The 15,093-nt window shown below is 64.1% G+C and carries 13 protein-coding genes and 1 tRNA gene; 1 reads left to right on the top strand and 13 read right to left on the bottom strand.

The window, feature by feature from the left end; genetic code table 11:
- Positions 1–61 precede the first annotated feature (61 nt).
- The 13 genes from rpoN to BMY12_RS11560 all read right to left on the bottom strand — a co-directional run bounded on the left by rpoN (position 62) and on the right by BMY12_RS11560 (position 13,322).
- Positions 62–1,516: an RNA polymerase factor sigma-54 gene (rpoN, locus tag BMY12_RS11610; protein ID WP_093286172.1), complete on the bottom strand. Its 1,455-nt coding sequence runs from the start codon at positions 1,514–1,516 to the stop codon at positions 62–64.
- Positions 1,517–1,654: 138 nt separating this feature from the next.
- Positions 1,655–2,290, bottom strand: a complete 636-nt coding sequence (locus BMY12_RS11605; RefSeq protein ID WP_093286170.1) for a response regulator — start codon at positions 2,288–2,290, stop codon at positions 1,655–1,657.
- A gap of 38 nt (positions 2,291–2,328) precedes the next feature.
- Positions 2,329–2,883, bottom strand: a complete 555-nt coding sequence (locus tag BMY12_RS11600) for a PilZ domain-containing protein (protein WP_093286168.1) — start codon at positions 2,881–2,883, stop codon at positions 2,329–2,331.
- Between the two features lie 2 nt (positions 2,884–2,885).
- Positions 2,886–3,272, bottom strand: a complete 387-nt coding sequence (gene fliS, locus BMY12_RS11595) for a flagellar export chaperone FliS (protein WP_093286166.1) — start codon at positions 3,270–3,272, stop codon at positions 2,886–2,888.
- A 20-nt stretch (positions 3,273–3,292) separates the two neighbouring features.
- Positions 3,293–3,829 (bottom strand): hypothetical protein, encoded by a 537-nt coding sequence (locus BMY12_RS20000; protein ID WP_143068939.1) that lies wholly within the window; start codon positions 3,827–3,829, stop codon positions 3,293–3,295.
- Positions 3,830–3,922: 93 nt separating this feature from the next.
- Positions 3,923–4,246, bottom strand: a complete 324-nt coding sequence (locus BMY12_RS11590; RefSeq protein ID WP_093286164.1) for a hypothetical protein — start codon at positions 4,244–4,246, stop codon at positions 3,923–3,925.
- Positions 4,246–6,330 carry a hypothetical protein gene (locus BMY12_RS11585; protein WP_093286162.1) on the bottom strand — a complete coding sequence of 695 codons (2,085 nt, stop codon included), beginning with the start codon at positions 6,328–6,330 and terminating at the stop codon, positions 4,246–4,248. Before BMY12_RS11585 ends, BMY12_RS11590 begins: the two co-directional genes overlap by 1 nt.
- An 879-nt stretch (positions 6,331–7,209) precedes the next feature.
- Positions 7,210–9,996: a DUF927 domain-containing protein gene (locus BMY12_RS11580; RefSeq protein ID WP_177188965.1), complete on the bottom strand. Its 2,787-nt coding sequence runs from the start codon at positions 9,994–9,996 to the stop codon at positions 7,210–7,212.
- On the bottom strand, positions 9,986–10,291 hold the full coding sequence (locus BMY12_RS20335; protein WP_177188964.1) for a hypothetical protein: 306 nt from the start codon (positions 10,289–10,291) through the stop codon (positions 9,986–9,988). The genes BMY12_RS11580 and BMY12_RS20335 overlap by 11 nt, the downstream gene beginning before the upstream one ends.
- Positions 10,292–10,538: 247 nt before the next feature.
- A complete protein-coding gene (locus BMY12_RS11575; protein WP_093286158.1) occupies positions 10,539–10,748 on the bottom strand; it encodes a helix-turn-helix transcriptional regulator in 210 nt (69 codons plus the stop codon).
- A 78-nt stretch (positions 10,749–10,826) separates the two neighbouring features.
- Positions 10,827–11,387, bottom strand: a complete 561-nt coding sequence (locus tag BMY12_RS19995; protein ID WP_143068938.1) for a hypothetical protein — start codon at positions 11,385–11,387, stop codon at positions 10,827–10,829.
- A 443-nt stretch (positions 11,388–11,830) separates the two neighbouring features.
- Entirely contained in the window at positions 11,831–13,072 is a 1,242-nt protein-coding gene (locus tag BMY12_RS11565; protein WP_093286154.1) for a tyrosine-type recombinase/integrase, read from the bottom strand.
- A gap of 173 nt (positions 13,073–13,245) precedes the next feature.
- Positions 13,246–13,322, bottom strand: a tRNA-Pro gene (locus tag BMY12_RS11560).
- A gap of 287 nt (positions 13,323–13,609) precedes the next feature.
- Here BMY12_RS11560 and BMY12_RS11555 point away from each other — a divergent pair.
- Positions 13,610–14,833 (top strand): MFS transporter, encoded by a 1,224-nt coding sequence (locus BMY12_RS11555; protein ID WP_177188963.1) that lies wholly within the window; start codon positions 13,610–13,612, stop codon positions 14,831–14,833.
- Positions 14,834–15,093: the final 260 nt, after the last annotated feature.

The raw sequence follows: 15,093 nt of genomic DNA, 5'->3' as shown, positions 1-15,093 counted from the left end.
GCTAGGTTTTGGGCGACGAACGTCCGTCGGTCGCGTCAAGAAGTTTTCACGCTCGCAATACTCAACCGGCTATCGGCAGACGAGCGGTGCTGGCACTGGGCAAACGATCCTTGACGGCGGGAATGCGCATGCCTTCGCGATACTTGGCAACCGTGCGACGTGCGATGCGCACGCCCTGACGCGCAAGCAGCGCGCCGATCTGTCCGTCGGACAAAGGTGCCTGACGATTCTCGGCGTTGATGATGCGGCGGATCATCGCCTTGACCGCGGTGCCCGAGGTGTCGCCTTCGCGACCGGCGATCTGCGAGGGGAAGAAAGCCTTGAGTTCGTACACGCCCCAGGGCGTCTGCACCCACTTGTTGGTGGTGACGCGGCACACCGTGGATTCGTGCATGCCGATGCGCTCGGCGATTTCGCGCAGCGTGAGCGGCGCCATGCCTTCCTCGCCACGCTCCAGAAACGCCTGCTGGCGTTCGAAGATCGCGCGACCGGTGCGCAGCAGCGTGTCGTGGCGCATCTCCAGGCCGCGCACCAGCCAGCGCGCTTCCTGCAGCTGATCACGCAGGGCGCGATGCGAGCTGTTGGCGATGGTACGCTCGTAGAGACGGTTCACCCGCAGGCGCGGCAGACGCTCGGCATTGAGTTCCACCTTCCAGGCGCCGGGCGTGCCGGTGACGATCAGATCGGGCAGCGCCGCTTCGGCGGCGGCGGCCAGGCCACTGCCCGGCTTGGGATTGAGCGAGAGCAGCAGATCCAGGGCGCCGTGCAGTTCCACCGCATCCACTTGCAGCGCCGCACCGAGCGCGGCGTAGTCGTGCGCGGCCAGCAGTTCCAGATGTTCATCGATGATTTCACCGGCCAGCGTGCGCGCGGCACCGCGCGGCTGCTGAGCGAGCTGCAGACGCAGACATTCGCGCAGATCGCGCGCGGCAAAACCGCTGGGCTCCACCGACTGCACCAGACGCAGCGCCGCGTCCATCTCCTCGGCCTGCGGCGCCGGCTGCAGCGCGCAGCGCGCCGCGATGTCGTCCAGGCTTTCTTCGAGATAACCGTTGTCGTCCACGGCTTCGACGATGGCCGCGACCAACGCCGCTTCGCGCGGGCTGCGCACCATCAGCTGCAGCTGTGCCAGCGCCGCAACGCGGGCATCGGCCACCGCTTGCGCGGGCAGACGCGCCTCCCAGCTCTCACCATCTTCTTCGGGGGGTTCGCCGCCGGACCAGGACTCGGCGCTGGACCAGTCGAAATCGGCTTCGACCTTGGCGCGCGCATCGGCGTCCTGGCCGCTGACTTCGGTTTCCTCGTCCGGCGTCTGCGGCTCGGACTCGGTCTGCTCAGGCTGTTCCTCGTCGACGAGATCCAGATCGCCTTCGAGCATGACATTGCTCTGCAAGGCCTGACGCAGTTCCTGCTCCAGCTCCAGGCTCGACAGCTGCAGCAAGCGGATCGACTGCAACAGCTGCGGGGTCATGGCCATCTGCTGACCGAGACGACCCTGGATTTGGACCTTGCTCATGTGGCTTACCTTGCTCGTGATGGAACACCGGATTCGATGTCGTCACTTTTTCGCAAAGTCGCCTCAGGTCAAATCAAAATATTCCTTACAAATTGTCAGGCGAACCCTGACCGATGTCGGAAACTCGGCAGATGCCGATTACAGCTGAGCGTAGTCCAGCCCCAGACGAATGGCATGGCGCATCAGGGCATTGGTGCCGTACAGACCCAGAGTCTGCATCAGGCGCGCGCGATGCGTCTCCACGGTCTTGATGCTCACGCCCATCAGGCTGGCGATTTCTTTCGTCGACTTGCCGCGCGCGATGAGCTGCAGCACCTGCCGCTGACGCGGTGTGAGTTCGGCGCTGTCTTCGACGCGATGATCACTGCGCCGTTCCACCGCCAGATGTGAAATCGAAGGGCTCAGGTAAATCTGCCGGCGCTGCACGGCGCGCAAGGCCAGGCCCAGCTCCACCGGTTCGGCATCCTTGGCGATGAAGCCGGCGGCGCCGCAGCGCAGCGCGCTGCGCACATGCTGACCGTCGATCAGCGATGAAAGGATCAGCACTGCGACTTCAGGGTAATGACGACGGATCTGCGTGAGTGCTTCGGTGCCGCTGAGCAGCGGCAGATTGATTTCGGTGATCACCGCGTCCGGGCGCAGACGCCCGGTCAGTTCCAGCAGCTGCTGTCCGTCGGCGGCCTCACCGACGATCTGAGCGGCATTCTGCTCTTCGAGCAGACGGCGCAAACCAACTCTCACCAGGGTTTGCGATTCGGCCAGGATCACGCGCATCAAACACTCCGTCCAACATAACTGATGAAAACGATTGTCTAGGATGTACGCCCCGCCAAGGCGAGCCGGGCCGGTGAACGCGCATCGGCAACGGACCGGCGGTGACGGGTGAACACGTGTCGCTCCAGAGCGGTGGCAAGCGCCATCGACATGGGTAAAAAACGTAATTGCAATTCGCCCGCTTCGTGGCTGCTCACTTCAGCGAGCCAGCGCCAGGGCGAAGGCGCGCAGGCATGCAGATGCAGTTCCACTTCCTGAAGGCTTCCTGGTGATGGCGCAGCCTCGGACAAGGGCAGCGACAAACCTTCACTGCTGAGCCGCACCATCTGCGGCTGCGGCAGACTCGACTGCGTGCGCAGCAGCGCGCCCAGCAGTTCGATCATCACGTCGAACTTGCGATGCAGTCGCTCGAATTCAGCGCCGGTGCCGCTGTCCGGATCCAGACGCGGACGCTCATCGAGCGTGGCGATGGCCGCGAGCACGCGCAGGTTCTGCTCCTGCCAGCCGCCGGGAATGCCGTTCGTCGCCGCCGGACGCAAGGCGACCGGCAGGCGATCCTCGTAACTCAGGCATTCGCTGCGCGCGGGGTTCATGTTCAGACCTGCCGTGCGATGCCGTTCCAGCCTTCGCTGAGCGAGCGCAGCAAGCCCAGCACCTCGTCCACCGCCGCCGCATCGTTGGCGACGTTGGCGTGCAGCAGACGCCGCTGCATGTATTCGTAGAGCGCCTGCAGACGCGCAGCGATTTCGCCGCCGCCATAGTGATCCAGGCTCACCTGCAGGTGTTCGATGATCGCCAGCGCCGCGGACATCGCCTTGAGCTTGCCGGAGACATCACCACGAGCAATGGCGCCGCGTGCAGTTGCCAGACGCGCCTGCGCGCCGGCGTAGAGCATGGCCACCAACTGATGTGCCGAGGCCTCGCCGGCAGCGGCGCTGGCGGAGGCTTCCTGATACGAGCGGACGGCGGTTGCGTAAGACACGGCGGATCTTCCTCAAGCATTCATGCCTGTGCGGCACCTGCTTTGTTATCGGCCTTGCCGCCTTCATCTTGAACGCCGCTGCGCTGCGCATCCTTGCGATCATCACCGTGCGTCGGCTGCGCACGACCGCGAATGCCGCTCAAAAAAAAAGAGCCCGCGCCAAAGCGCGGGCATTGCATTGACGGGGTTTGCACGGACCCCGTGGAGACGTCGGGCGGGTCTCCGTTGACTACATTGCCGCAAGCTCTCGTGCATAACGCAGCAGTCGCGCCAGCCGGCAGTCGCAAGCCGACGAACGCGGACAGCCGGCATCCTGGCTTCGAACACCTTGCGGGTCCGTTTACCGTCAGGAACCAAAGCCAACAAAAAAACCGCGCAAGAGCGCGGTTTTCGTGATACTGGCGGACAACCAAGAACTTGAGGTGGTCGGGAGACAGCGCCCGAAAAGTTAGCTTATGCCACTGATGTGCATGATTATTTTCATCTGAATCAGCCGGACTTACCCGAAAAGTTACCCGCATCTTTGCAAATGACCACCCGACTTCAATCTTTTCCATGGTCCTTACGCGGCCCAAGAAAAGAACAAGCTTGAGTTTTCAACCCGACGAACGGTTAGCGGCAAGGCTGTGCTTGTGGCCATGTTGCGCAAATCAGCTTTGAGCGCCGCTTGATCCGCCGGCGCTTCCGCTGGACGCCTTTGCCAACGTGAGCTGTCCGGGCTTGGCGCTCTCCTCCTGCAGGAACTCGAACACCACTTGATGCGCTTCAACGCCTGTCACGCCCACGGAATCGCCGGGCCGTGCCATGAATGTGACTTCTGCGCCGGGCACCATCACCCGAACCCAGCATGGCCCGTAGTGCCTCATGTTCATCTGACAGGCTTTTTCGCTGCTACGCTCAGTGCCCGTCGGGATGCTGAACCGAAAAAGAAGCGGCGCGCCATCACCGGGAAACATCTCCCTTTCGCCGCTCATCAGCGCACCGCCCTGGGTGCCGTGCGATGCACCGTTGCCAGGCTACGAGACAGCTGCGAGCGAAGGTCCGCAGCATCGGCTGCCACAGCGGCGCGTGCTACATCGGTGAATAGACGCAGCGTGTCGCCGTCCCAGGCCGAGCCATTGACGGCTAGGGGTGGCCCATTGTTGACGATCTGGACATTCAAAGGCCCGCGGCCACCACCCATCAGGCCCTGGAGCTTTTCGTGCGACAGCACTGTGCCTGGGCGATCAGGCTTGAACATCTCCGCTCCCCGCTCGCCAATCAAGCTCCAGCGGCCCACCGGCGGGCGGCCGCCTTCCGCGTAGGCGCCGCCGTAGTGCATGGCATTGATCTGGGCCACACGCGCCAGGCCTGCAGCGGTGACAGCCCCCGCAGCTGCGATGCCGATGGCCTCGCCGGCCGGCGGTGGAATCACGCTCACCGCCTGGGTGAATGCACCCACCGCACCTTGAATCGTGCTGACGGTGGCTTGCGCGACGCTTAGCGCCTTGAATGCCTCGAATCCACGCCGGCCGCTGTTCTGGAATGCTGCAGCCAGATTGCCGAAGACGCCTTCCGCGACGGACAGCTGCTGCTGCATCAGCTGCACTTTTTCCTGATTCGCGCGCCGCTCCGCCTCAAGCTCCTTATCGATTCGATCAAGCTGGATCTCCAGCAAAGAATCCGCAAGCTGCTGTTCATTGGCGACACGAAGCTGAAAACGATCATCCGCACCAAGACCGGCCGCGCTGTCTATGGCTTTCTGATTCAGATCGAAGGCATCTTGCGCGCGCTGAGCAGGCGTCTTCAGCGATTCTTGAAACCGCTTTAGCTGTTCTTCAACTCTATCCATCGCCGCCTGTCGCTCGCGAAGCGCTTCCTCGACCCCCCGCATGCTGTCTTCAAACATTTGCTTAACGCCCGCGTCTATCTCGCGCACTGCTGCAGAGGGCTCTAGCTTTATCGCTCTAGTTCCAGCCGGCTTGGCGCCAGGATTAAACCCAAGGCTCTTGCCTTGCTGCGCGGCAACGATGGCCTGCACCTTCTCCGCCATTCCGTTCTGCCCGGCATCCATCACCTTCATGATGGCCGCAAAGTCGCTCTCGATTTTGTCCTTTACGTTTGCTCCAAAACCAGAAGAGAGCCTGTCGAAGGCCTTGCCAGGGCCGCCGCTGAACAACGCCTTGCCTGTTTCATAGAAGGTCTTGTACGTGCCTGTCACTGCATCAAAGGCGCCCTTCACCGCTAGTGCTGATACCAGCAAGCCCTTAACCGATCCGTTTACCAGGTCGGTCATAGCCGCAACGTTGGCCTCATCCTTGGCGAAGTCGGCAAACTGTGCGCTTAGGTCATTCATGGTTGGCAGCAGGCCGCCGGCAACCTTTGCCGAGACGCCATCCACGACGGAGTGAAGATCGGTCAGACGATCATTGAACGCCTCAGCCGCAGCCGCAGTCTTGCTGTCGATAACGATGCCGAGCTGAGCCGCCCGCGCTCCAAACTGATCAAGCCCCGCGCTCCCCGCATTCAACAGCGGGATCAGATCGGCGCCCGACTTGCCAAACAGCGCCATTGCAACAGCGGTTTTGCTGGCATCGTCTTTCGCTTGCGAAAAGCCGTCCGCCACTTTGTAGAGCAGTTGATCGGGCGCCATTCCCTTCAGGTCTTGCAGCGTGATCCCGAGCGCCGAGAAAGCGGCCCGCTGCTCGCCCTGGCTGCTCGTGGCTTCAATGATGGCTTTGTTGAACTTGGTGAGACCTCCGGTCAGCGCGTCAAAATCAACGTCTGAAAGCAGAGCGCCGAAGCGAAGCTGTGCCAGCTTCTCAACTTGCATGCCGACCTTCTGTGATGCCTTGTTCAAGGCGTCTGCCTGATCCAGTGCATTCTTCACGCTCGCAGCTGCAGCGGCTGACACCGCAGCGAATGCAAGCGTGGCAGCGCGCGCCATCCGCTCCGCGTGCTGCTGGATCTCCAGCGTGCGCTTCTCCGCGATGCGCGCCGCGCGGCCCATGTCGGATTCAAAGCCGGCAGCGTTGGCTTCCAAATCGATGAAAAGCGAACCCAGCATGCCCTTGATCATGTGTTGTTCCCCGGTGGCGACTGATGCGCGCGTGCGCGCACGGCCACAATGGCCACGGCACGTTTGTCATGCACACTCGGCGCTTTGCTGTGATTACGCGGCAGCGGCTGAATGTCCGGCGCTAACTCTCACGGCGGCTGCGCACCGCCCGTTTTGCGGCGCGGCCGGTTCCGTCTTTCTCGCACCAAGATGCACGGCGAGCTTGTCAGCCCGCGCACGCAGCCGGTGCCCACGCATACCCCGGCCTTGAGTACCCCCCCCCTACAATTTCCCGCTCGTCATTTTTGAGGGAGGACCTCGGTTTCCCCTTCAGGCTTACAAACTTTTGTCACCCCCGCCCAAGGACAACATCCCAGGGCTATACCCCCCTGGCCGAATTCGCGGCGATGCGCGCGAAGGGGTGAACTCGGTTTCCGCTCTAAGGCCCCCAGAGATTTGCCCCGCCCCCGGTGGTGCGCGAGCTACTGCAGCGCGCGCCGCTCGGCCACGCTCAAAAACAGCGGGTACACCGGGTACAGTGGGTACACCGCACGCAAGCCCTTGAATGCATGCGGGCAATCTGTACCCACTCTTTCGGTGACGGAAAAAGGGCAGCGGGTACAGTGGGTACAGCCAGGGCGCGGCCCGATGTACCCGGTCGGACCCACTGTGTACCCACTTGAAACACAAAGAGCGGGTACAGCGGAAACGCTGTCATGGCGCGGGCTTGCGCCGCCTTGTCCCCACTTGTACCCGGTGTACCCACCTCTTGCGGGGACAGGCACCGCCGCTGCCACTGCGAGCCCTGTCCCCGCTGTTGTCTGGCGCTGGGTACACCCTGCCGCAAGCCTTCATCCCCCTACGAAAACGCCGGCTTGTGGCCAGCACCACCGCGCGCAATCAACAGCCCGGCGGCACGGCATCGAAGATCGCCGGCAGGATGTGATAACAGCGGACCTTGCCCATGCCCGGCAGCCGCTTCTGCACCTTCAAGCGCTTCTCGTCGGCGCCCTCATCGACACGCAGCGCGCTGCACTGGCGCAGCAGCTTGGCCACTACCCGATGATCGAAGCCTTCGCAAATCTCGTCCTCGAACACGCCCGGCAGCACGTAGTAAGCGGCTGTCTCGTCGGCGCCGTACTCACGAAAGCCGGCACGGTTCACGGTTACCCAGTTCTCTTTGTCGGCATCCGCCAGCGAAGGGAAGCGGGACGTGCCGTGCAGCTCCAGGAAGCGGCGCACCTGCGACAGCATCCGCATCGGTTCCAGGTTGCCACCACCGCCGCGCGCATCAATCCAGGCTTCCAGGCAGCGCACACAGGCGGCTTCTGCCTCGCCCTCGTCCCAGCCGGTGATCCGCAGCCGCGTGGCCAGCTCGCCGGCCGCAGCCACCAGGGCAAAGCGGTCCGCCACGCGCTGCACCTGGCCATCGGCGCCCTTGGGGATGCGCTGCTCCAGAAAGCGGCGCCTTGCGGTGCGCAGCTCGTCCTGCAGCGTGTCCAGGCGCGGCAGCAGGGCCTCAATGAAGGCTGGGCCTGCGCTGCCGTAGGCGTTGCCGGCGGCATCGAGCAGGGCACGCGACAGCGCCGCGCCGGTTGAGTAGCCGCGCAGGTTGTCGAAGATGCCCAGGCCCGCGCCGGCATCGGCCGGAATGTCGGCCATGCGGGTTTCCTGTCCGGCCTGCGCTTGCTTGCCACCTTGGCGCATGTGGTCCGCCAAGCTCAGCTCACCGGCGCTGAGAAAGAGCAGGCGCCAGGTCAGGACAGGCCGCGCACCACCGCCCCGCGCACCGCGTGCCTTGCCTTCGCCGTTGGCCAGCATGTAGGCCGCTTCGCCGGCTATGCGTGGATCAATCTGCGCCAGCTCGTCCAGGATCAGCAGGGAGTCGCTGGACTGGCTGGCGATGGCTTCCAGGGCGTTATCCGTGGCGCGCCAGCGGCGAAGGTAATCAGATCCTCCCCAGACGGAAGCGGCCACGCGCAGCGCCGTGGTCTTGCCGGTGCTCGATCCGCCGCGCAGATTGAAGCCGCCCGACTCCACGCCGGCCCAATGCAACAGCGGCCCCGCCAGCGCAACCGACACCACGAACAGCAAGCGCGAATTGCCGCGACACAGGTCCGCCACGTCAGAGCGCCAAGCATCAAGGCTGCCGCTTTCGCGATACAGGTGCCCGCCGGTGGTCTCGCTCTGAAACAGCACCGTCTCGTCGGTCTCACCGATGGTGCGCTCAGGCATCACGAAAACGCGGCCATGCCAGCCGGCGCGCTCCACGCAGCGGGCGCGGGCCTGCGGTCTGGCGCGCTGGATGTAGCTGGTCAGCAGGTTGCGATTCTTCTGGCTGGTGGGTACGTCGAAGCCCAGGCGCAGCAGCTCGCTGCGCATCTCGTCGCAGCCGCCCGACAGCAAGCGCATCGGCATGCCCCATCGATGCTCTTGCCCGTCCTTGTCGCGAAACACCAGCAGGCGGCCCCAGTTCTCGTTGTTCACGTCACGCAGATACGCGCGCACCTCCAGCGGCGGGCACACCCAGAACGGCGGGCCGGCGCTGCCGTCCTTGTCCACCTCATGCCACCACACCGCATCATCGTCGCAGGTGAAGTGCGGCCGGCCGGCTTGCTGCGGATCAGGCTCACCACCGCGCCGCGCTGCGGTGCTGGTGGCCTGCTTCTCCGGCTGCTTTCGCTTGCGAAACGCCACCACCTTGGACGGCTCGGCCGCTGGCTCGGTGGTGCCCGGCGCAGCCGCTGCGGTGCTGCTGTGCTCCAGCTGGCGCGCGATCTCGGCGCGCAGTGCATCAATGCCATGCAGCGCGGCGTAATCGTTCCAGTCGCTGGCGTCCTGCTCGGTGCTGAACTCTGGCACCACCACCGCGCCGCCGATCAGCGCCGCCGCCTCGCGTGCCTTGCTCAAGCCGGGATTGCCCTCGCTGCGGTGGTCATTGTCGGCGGCCAGGACGATGCGCAGGCCGGGCAGCTTGGCGGCCAGGGCGCGCACCACCGGCAGCAGGTTGCCGCTGTCGAAGGCCACCGCTACCGCATGGCCGGTGGCTTCATGCAGCGTGGCGCCGGTGGCGTAGCCCTCGCACACCAGCAGCAGGCCGTGCGGCTTGCCGATGGCGTGGTAGTGGCCGGCCTTGGCCATGCCGCTGGTGAAGCGCTTGGTGCCGTCCGGCTGTATGAACTGCAGGCCATGCAGCTGGCCATCGGTGTCACGCACGGGAATCAGCAGCGCATCGCCCAGCTGACGGCTGCCGTAAGCCTTCACGGCCTTTTTCACCAGGTACGGATGCGCTGCTTTCACGCGCTCGGCTGCTTCATTCCAGAGCCTGGCCGCCTTGCGCCGCGCCTCGGCGCGCAGCTTGGCCTGCTCAGCCTCGCGTGCTCTGCGCGCCTCCTCAAGCCGCTTGCGGTGCTCGGCTTCCTCGGCGGGCGTGAGCGTGCGGCCAATGTCAGCGCGCCAGGTCTCGGCAATGCCGCGCTTCCAGCAACCGAACTCGCCAGCGGGCAAGCCATCGCCGTGCAGCACATACCAGCCATTGCGCTGGCCGCGCTTGTCGCCTTCCACGCGAAAGCGGTGCAAGGCGCCATCGGCGGCGATCTCCGTATCGGTGTCCAGGCCCGCGCTGCGCATCGCGCTGCGGAATTGGTCGATGATCTGGGCGAGGCTCAGCGGCTGGCTATTCATCATGGGCGGATGCCCAGCGTTCGCAGCAGTAGGTCGCCTCCCGCTCAGGTACGCAGCTGCCGCCGAACAAGCTGCTTTGCCGTGCCTGCTCATCGAGCCTGCATACAAACCAAGGGTCGTCACGGTCGCGGCGGTCCACGTTGCGGCCATGCTTGCAGTTGCGGCAGCTGCGTTGATCCGACGGGATGAAGAAGGGCCTCCGCTCGTACGCTGGTTCCTTTTTGGGAGTCTCTCCCAGCGCTCGCCACGTCGCGTCCCAGACCTTGCTCAGCGGCAGCTTGCGCTGTCTGCTGCTCATGGCTGCACCTCGAACCGCTTACAGATGGCGCTGCCTTTCACCCGCGAATCGCACGGCTGCAGCGGCCTAAACGCCGGCAGCCAGGTCTGCAGCTCGGCCCGCAGGCGCGCGCACTGTCCTTTGTGTCCGCTTCCCTCAGGCTTGTACTGCGAGCAGCGGCCACAGCGCGGGAATTCGCCGAGGGAAGGCGTCAGCTTCGCGAGGCGAGTGTAATCGTGAGAAGTGATACCAAGCAGGGGATAGCCACTCATTGCGCGGCGCCCTTGCGGCTCTGAGCGGCTATGCGCTCGACGTAGGCTTGTAGATCGCTCTCCAGATGGAAACTGCTACGTCCGCGCTTGATGAGCTGCGGCAGCTCTCCGGTTCGGATCAGATCGTAAAACTTGGTTCTGGATTTCACCCCTACGATGCGCATCGCCTCGGCAGGGGGAATCAATCTGTCTGCGGGTTTGTTCATTTGTCCATCCGTACAAGGCCGCACACTGGCGGCGACGGATGGAAGATGGCTACAGATTAAATCGCACTCACTCTTGGCTTATTTTCGTGCTTTCCGCTTTGTTAGTCCGTACTCGCTCGCGATATTGGCTATCGTTCTCCGCGCTTTTCCGAATTTCTTGGCAACCTCTGAGTAAAGGTCACCGAATTCAGGGATAGGCTCACCGATCTTGCGCTCCCTATCTTCAATAAACTTTCGGTGCTCCATCTCTGAAGTCAACATAAGCAGCAAGTAGTACCGCTCTCGTTCCATATCGGCCCTGCGCTTAGCGGATTTCCATCCGCGCCGTGTGGACGCCGAGCCGCGCGCACCAAGCCCCATGGCGCGGCAAATCTGATCTCTGGTTCTCGCTGCTTCGAGTCTGGACGCGCACTCATCAAAGTACTTCAGCAACCATCCGGGCAAGGGAAAATCATCGAACCTGCCACCGGATCGCCAAAGACGATAGGCATGCCAAGCGTGTTCGCCGTTTTTTGATTTCCTGTACATCCACCGCTCATCATTTAGGAAGTTCTCAACAAGTGCGGCATCTACTTGTCTGGCCTTCCGGCTGGCGAGCCTATTAGGTTTCGCTTCGCATTTAGCTTTTTGCTTTTTCATGCGCGCACCACCTCATGCGCCCTTCAAGAAAGGCGCCGCACCGGGCCGGGAAGGTGCCGGCTTTTCGCCCCGTCGGGCTAGGTGCGGCGTTGAACTGAAGTTATCCAGCTGTGTCTATCTCATCGACAGCATTCGCCAGATTCACAGCTTCCCCCTCTGCAATGCGCAGTAGCGCGCTGGCGGAACAGAGAGACGCATCCGACATGCCGTGTTCGCTGTCCTCTAACAAGACGCGGGCACCCCGAATTAGTGAGCGCAGCTCCCACGCTGTGTTGATGCATGAAGCGAAAGCATCGCGCTTGTTGAACTCCTTGGTATTCTCGTCTGCAGCTTGTGACATGGTGCCTCCATGTTGCGAGTCAGGGCCGGCGGCGTGATTTCAGCACGCTACCGGCCCGCCTCATGCCCTGCTGTGATCCGCCGCAGGGCTTCGCGGTGAGTCATCAGGCGGCGCGCAGCGCCACTACATTGGCGCGGGTACGCAGCGAATCCAGGTAGTCCGCCCATGCCTGCATCATGGCCTTGCGCTCATCGAGATAAGCGGCGCGGTCATAGGCGGCGCCCAGCGGCCCCGCCGCCTTGTGCGACAGCTGGCGCTCGATGGCATCCGGCTTCCATCCCAGCTCTGCCAGCAGGCTGCGCGCCATGGCACGGAAGCCGTGCGCGGTGTGCTGCTCATTGGTGAAGCCCATGGTGCGCAAAGCCGCGCGGACGCCGTTTTCAGACAGCGGACGCAGCTTGCTCTTGGGCGTAGGGAACACGTAGCGCGGCGCATCCGGACGCAAGCTGAGGCCGGTATCGGTGAGCGGTTGCAGATCGCGCAGGATCTCCAGGGCCTGCGCCGGCAGCGGCACGATGTGGCTTTGCCCGGTGCGGCGTCGCGTCTTGCTCACCACGTAGCGCCACTGCGCGGCCTCGAAGTCGATCTGACTCCACTGCATCTGCCGAATCTCGCCAGGGCGCTGAAACAGCAGAGCCGACAGCTTCAAAGCGGCGCGCACTTCCGGAGTGCCCTTGTAGTCATAGATCGCGCGCATCAGCCGCGCCACGTCCTCAGGATCAGTGAAGGCGGCGAAGTGCTTTACTGGCTTGATGCGGCGCTCCCCTCGCAGCGCCTGCGTCGGATCAAGCTCAGCAAGGCCGCGCCGGATGGCGTAGCGAAATACCTGTCCCATCACCGCGCGGGCACGCCGCGCCGTCTCGTCCACACCGCGCGAGCGGATGCGGTCCAAAGCAGCAATGACCTCACGCGGCTTGATCTCGGTTATCGGACGCTCACCAAGGTAAGGCAGCACGTCGCGCTCCAGCATCCGGCAAACGTTCTGCTGATAGCCGTCCGAGCAGGTGGACAGCTCGTCCACCTTCCACAGCGCGACGATGGACGAATACTTGCTATCGCTGGCAACGGCTGCGGCGGCGCGAGCCTCGCGGCGCTGCTCGCTTGGATTGATGCCGGCGGCAACCAGGCGGCGCGCCTCGTCGCGGCGTTCGCGGGCATGGCCCAGAGACACGGCAGGGTAAACGCCAAGGGAAAGCAGCAGCTCCCGGCCGGCGAAGCGATAGGCGAAGCGCCACCACTTGGCCCCGTTGGGATTCACCAGCAGGAACAGCCCGGCCTCGCGCGGCAGCTTGTACGGCTTGGCCTTGGGTTTGGCGTTGCGGATCAGGGTATCGGTGAGCTTCATGCGGGTAACTCTGGGCGCAGGTGATCGCTGCGCTTCAGGTTACCCGCATACTTACCCGCATCAAGACGCGGCTGCCGGTGGACAGCGGCGGACAGCCAAAAACAGAAACCCAATAAAAAACCGCGCAAAAGCGCGGTTATTTGGTCGCCGGTGGACGGCGGAAAACACTAATTTGGTCGGGGAGACAGGATTCGAACCTGCGACCCTCTGCTCCCAAAGCAGATGCGCTACCAGGCTGCGCTACTCCCCGACATGGGCAAAACTCGTGGGCCGCGAATGATACGCGAGGGCTGCGCGGCCGTCAGCCGCAGCGGCGTGGCGACCTCCGGCCAGCCCTTTCCGGCAATGCGCCTGCAGCGGCCGGACGCCCTTCACCACGGCCGGACTCTGTATCATCGCAGCCGAGCAAATCCGGCACACGCGCTCGCTGCGGTTCGGTACGGTGCCAATGCACACCCCTATCCTGACGCTGGCAGGCCGCCACAGCCGAGCAGCGCGCCGAGCATGCCGATGACACAAACTGCAGCGGGCACTTCCATGGCGCAAGCGGACCGGCAGCGCCGCACGATGCATCGCCAGGTGCTGGTGCTGGCAAGCGCGCAGGCGCTGTTCCAGACCGTGTCGGTGCTGGTGATCACGGTGGGCGCCCTCGCCGGCCAGCAGATCGCCAGCCGTCCGTCGCTGGCCACGCTGCCCATCGCCACGATGTTTCTCGGCACCGCCGTCGCGATGTTTCCCGCCTCCGCTTTCATGGCCAGGACCGGTCGCCGTGCAGGCTTTCTGCTGGGCGCCCTGCTGGGCCTGGCCGGTGGCCTCACCGCCGCACTCGGCACCCACCTGCACCTGCTGCCGCTGCTCGCCCTGGGCACGTTCCTGGTGGGGATTTATCAGGCCTTCGCACAGTTCTATCGCTTCGCGGCCAGCGAGGTTGCCGATGATGTGTTCCGTCCCCGCGCCATCGCCCTGGTGCTCGGTGGCGGCATCGTCGCGGCCGTGCTCGGGCCGATTCTGGGGCGCGCCGGCGGCCATCTGCTGGCCACGCTCTACACCGGCTCGTTCCTGCTGCTGGCGCTGGTTTCGCTGCTGGCCGTCTGCGTGCTCGCCGCATTGCAGACGCCGCCCGGGGCCTCCAGCAGTATCCAGGGTGAGGCACGGCCCTGGCGCCTCATCGTCAGTCAGCCGAGCTATCTGGGCGCCTTGCTGGGCGCCGCCACCGGCTACGGCGTGATGATTCTGGCGATGACCGCGACGCCCCTGGCCATGGGACATCATCACCACGGGCTCGACGCCACCGCGACAGTGATCCAGCTGCATGTGCTGGGCATGTTCCTGCCCTCCTTCTTCACCGGTGCCCTGATTGCGCGCTTCGGGGTGCTGCGCGTGATGCTCAGCGGCGTGGCGCTGCTGGCCGGGCACGTGCTGATGAGCTGGACCGGCACCAACCTCATGTCCTTCACCAGCGCCTTGATCCTGCTCGGCGTGGGCTGGAATTTTCTGTTCGTCGGCGGAACCACACTGCTGACGACGACCTACTCGCCGGCGGAGAAGAGCCGGGCGCAGGCCACCAATGATCTGACCGTGTTCGCCGTGGGTCTGGTCTGTTCCTTCGGCGCCGGGCCGCTGCTGGAAACCCTGGGCTGGCAGAAGCTCAATGCCCTGCTGCTGCCCTGGCTGGGACTCACCGCGCTGATGCTGATCGCGCTGCACCTGCATTCGCAGCGATCCACGGTGCCGGTGCCCGCGGCGGATGCGGGAAGCTGAGCGGCCACGGCGGCGCGCCTTGCGCGTGAGCGCAAAAGACTGGCGTGGCGGAAGAATGGATGGTCGTGCTGACTCCGAATCTGCGCAATAACGCGATGATTTTTCAGCATTACCAAGATGTGATTCGATGACGTTGCCCCCAAAGTTGCCCCCAACTGCTCTCTGCAGGGCACCACTCAAGGGTTGCGGATTGTACGCGCCGGCGGGCTGACAGTGGACAGTGGTCGAATCCCCACGGGGACGCCACTCGATTGCACGCG

Origin of the sequence: Solimonas aquatica, from assembly GCF_900111015.1 — a bacterium.
GTDB classification, from domain to species: Bacteria; Pseudomonadota; Gammaproteobacteria; order Nevskiales; family Nevskiaceae; genus Solimonas; species Solimonas aquatica.
The sequence above is the reverse complement of the archived record's forward strand: the minus strand, read 5'-3'. Positions and strand labels throughout refer to the sequence as shown.

Bases quoted from the DNA above. Each gene is read 5' to 3' on its own strand.
- BMY12_RS11605 (WP_093286170.1), bottom strand. From the start codon at position 2,290: ATGCGCGTGATCCTGGCCGAATCGCAAACCCTGGTGAGAGTTGGTTTG.
- BMY12_RS11555 (WP_177188963.1), top strand. From the start codon at position 13,610: ATGGCGCAAGCGGACCGGCAGCGCCGCACGATGCATCGCCAGGTGCTG.
- BMY12_RS11575 (WP_093286158.1), bottom strand. From the start codon at position 10,748: ATGAACAAACCCGCAGACAGATTGATTCCCCCTGCCGAGGCGATGCGC.
- BMY12_RS11600 (WP_093286168.1), bottom strand. From the start codon at position 2,883: ATGAACCCCGCGCGCAGCGAATGCCTGAGTTACGAGGATCGCCTGCCG.
- BMY12_RS11580 (WP_177188965.1), bottom strand. From the start codon at position 9,996: ATGATGAATAGCCAGCCGCTGAGCCTCGCCCAGATCATCGACCAATTC.
- BMY12_RS19995 (WP_143068938.1), bottom strand. From the start codon at position 11,387: ATGAAAAAGCAAAAAGCTAAATGCGAAGCGAAACCTAATAGGCTCGCC.
- rpoN (WP_093286172.1), bottom strand. From the start codon at position 1,516: ATGAGCAAGGTCCAAATCCAGGGTCGTCTCGGTCAGCAGATGGCCATG.
- BMY12_RS20335 (WP_177188964.1), bottom strand. From the start codon at position 10,291: ATGAGCAGCAGACAGCGCAAGCTGCCGCTGAGCAAGGTCTGGGACGCG.
- BMY12_RS20000 (WP_143068939.1), bottom strand. From the start codon at position 3,829: ATGGAAAAGATTGAAGTCGGGTGGTCATTTGCAAAGATGCGGGTAACT.
- BMY12_RS11590 (WP_093286164.1), bottom strand. From the start codon at position 4,246: ATGAGCGGCGAAAGGGAGATGTTTCCCGGTGATGGCGCGCCGCTTCTT.
- BMY12_RS11565 (WP_093286154.1), bottom strand. From the start codon at position 13,072: ATGAAGCTCACCGATACCCTGATCCGCAACGCCAAACCCAAGGCCAAG.
- BMY12_RS11585 (WP_093286162.1), bottom strand. From the start codon at position 6,330: ATGATCAAGGGCATGCTGGGTTCGCTTTTCATCGATTTGGAAGCCAAC.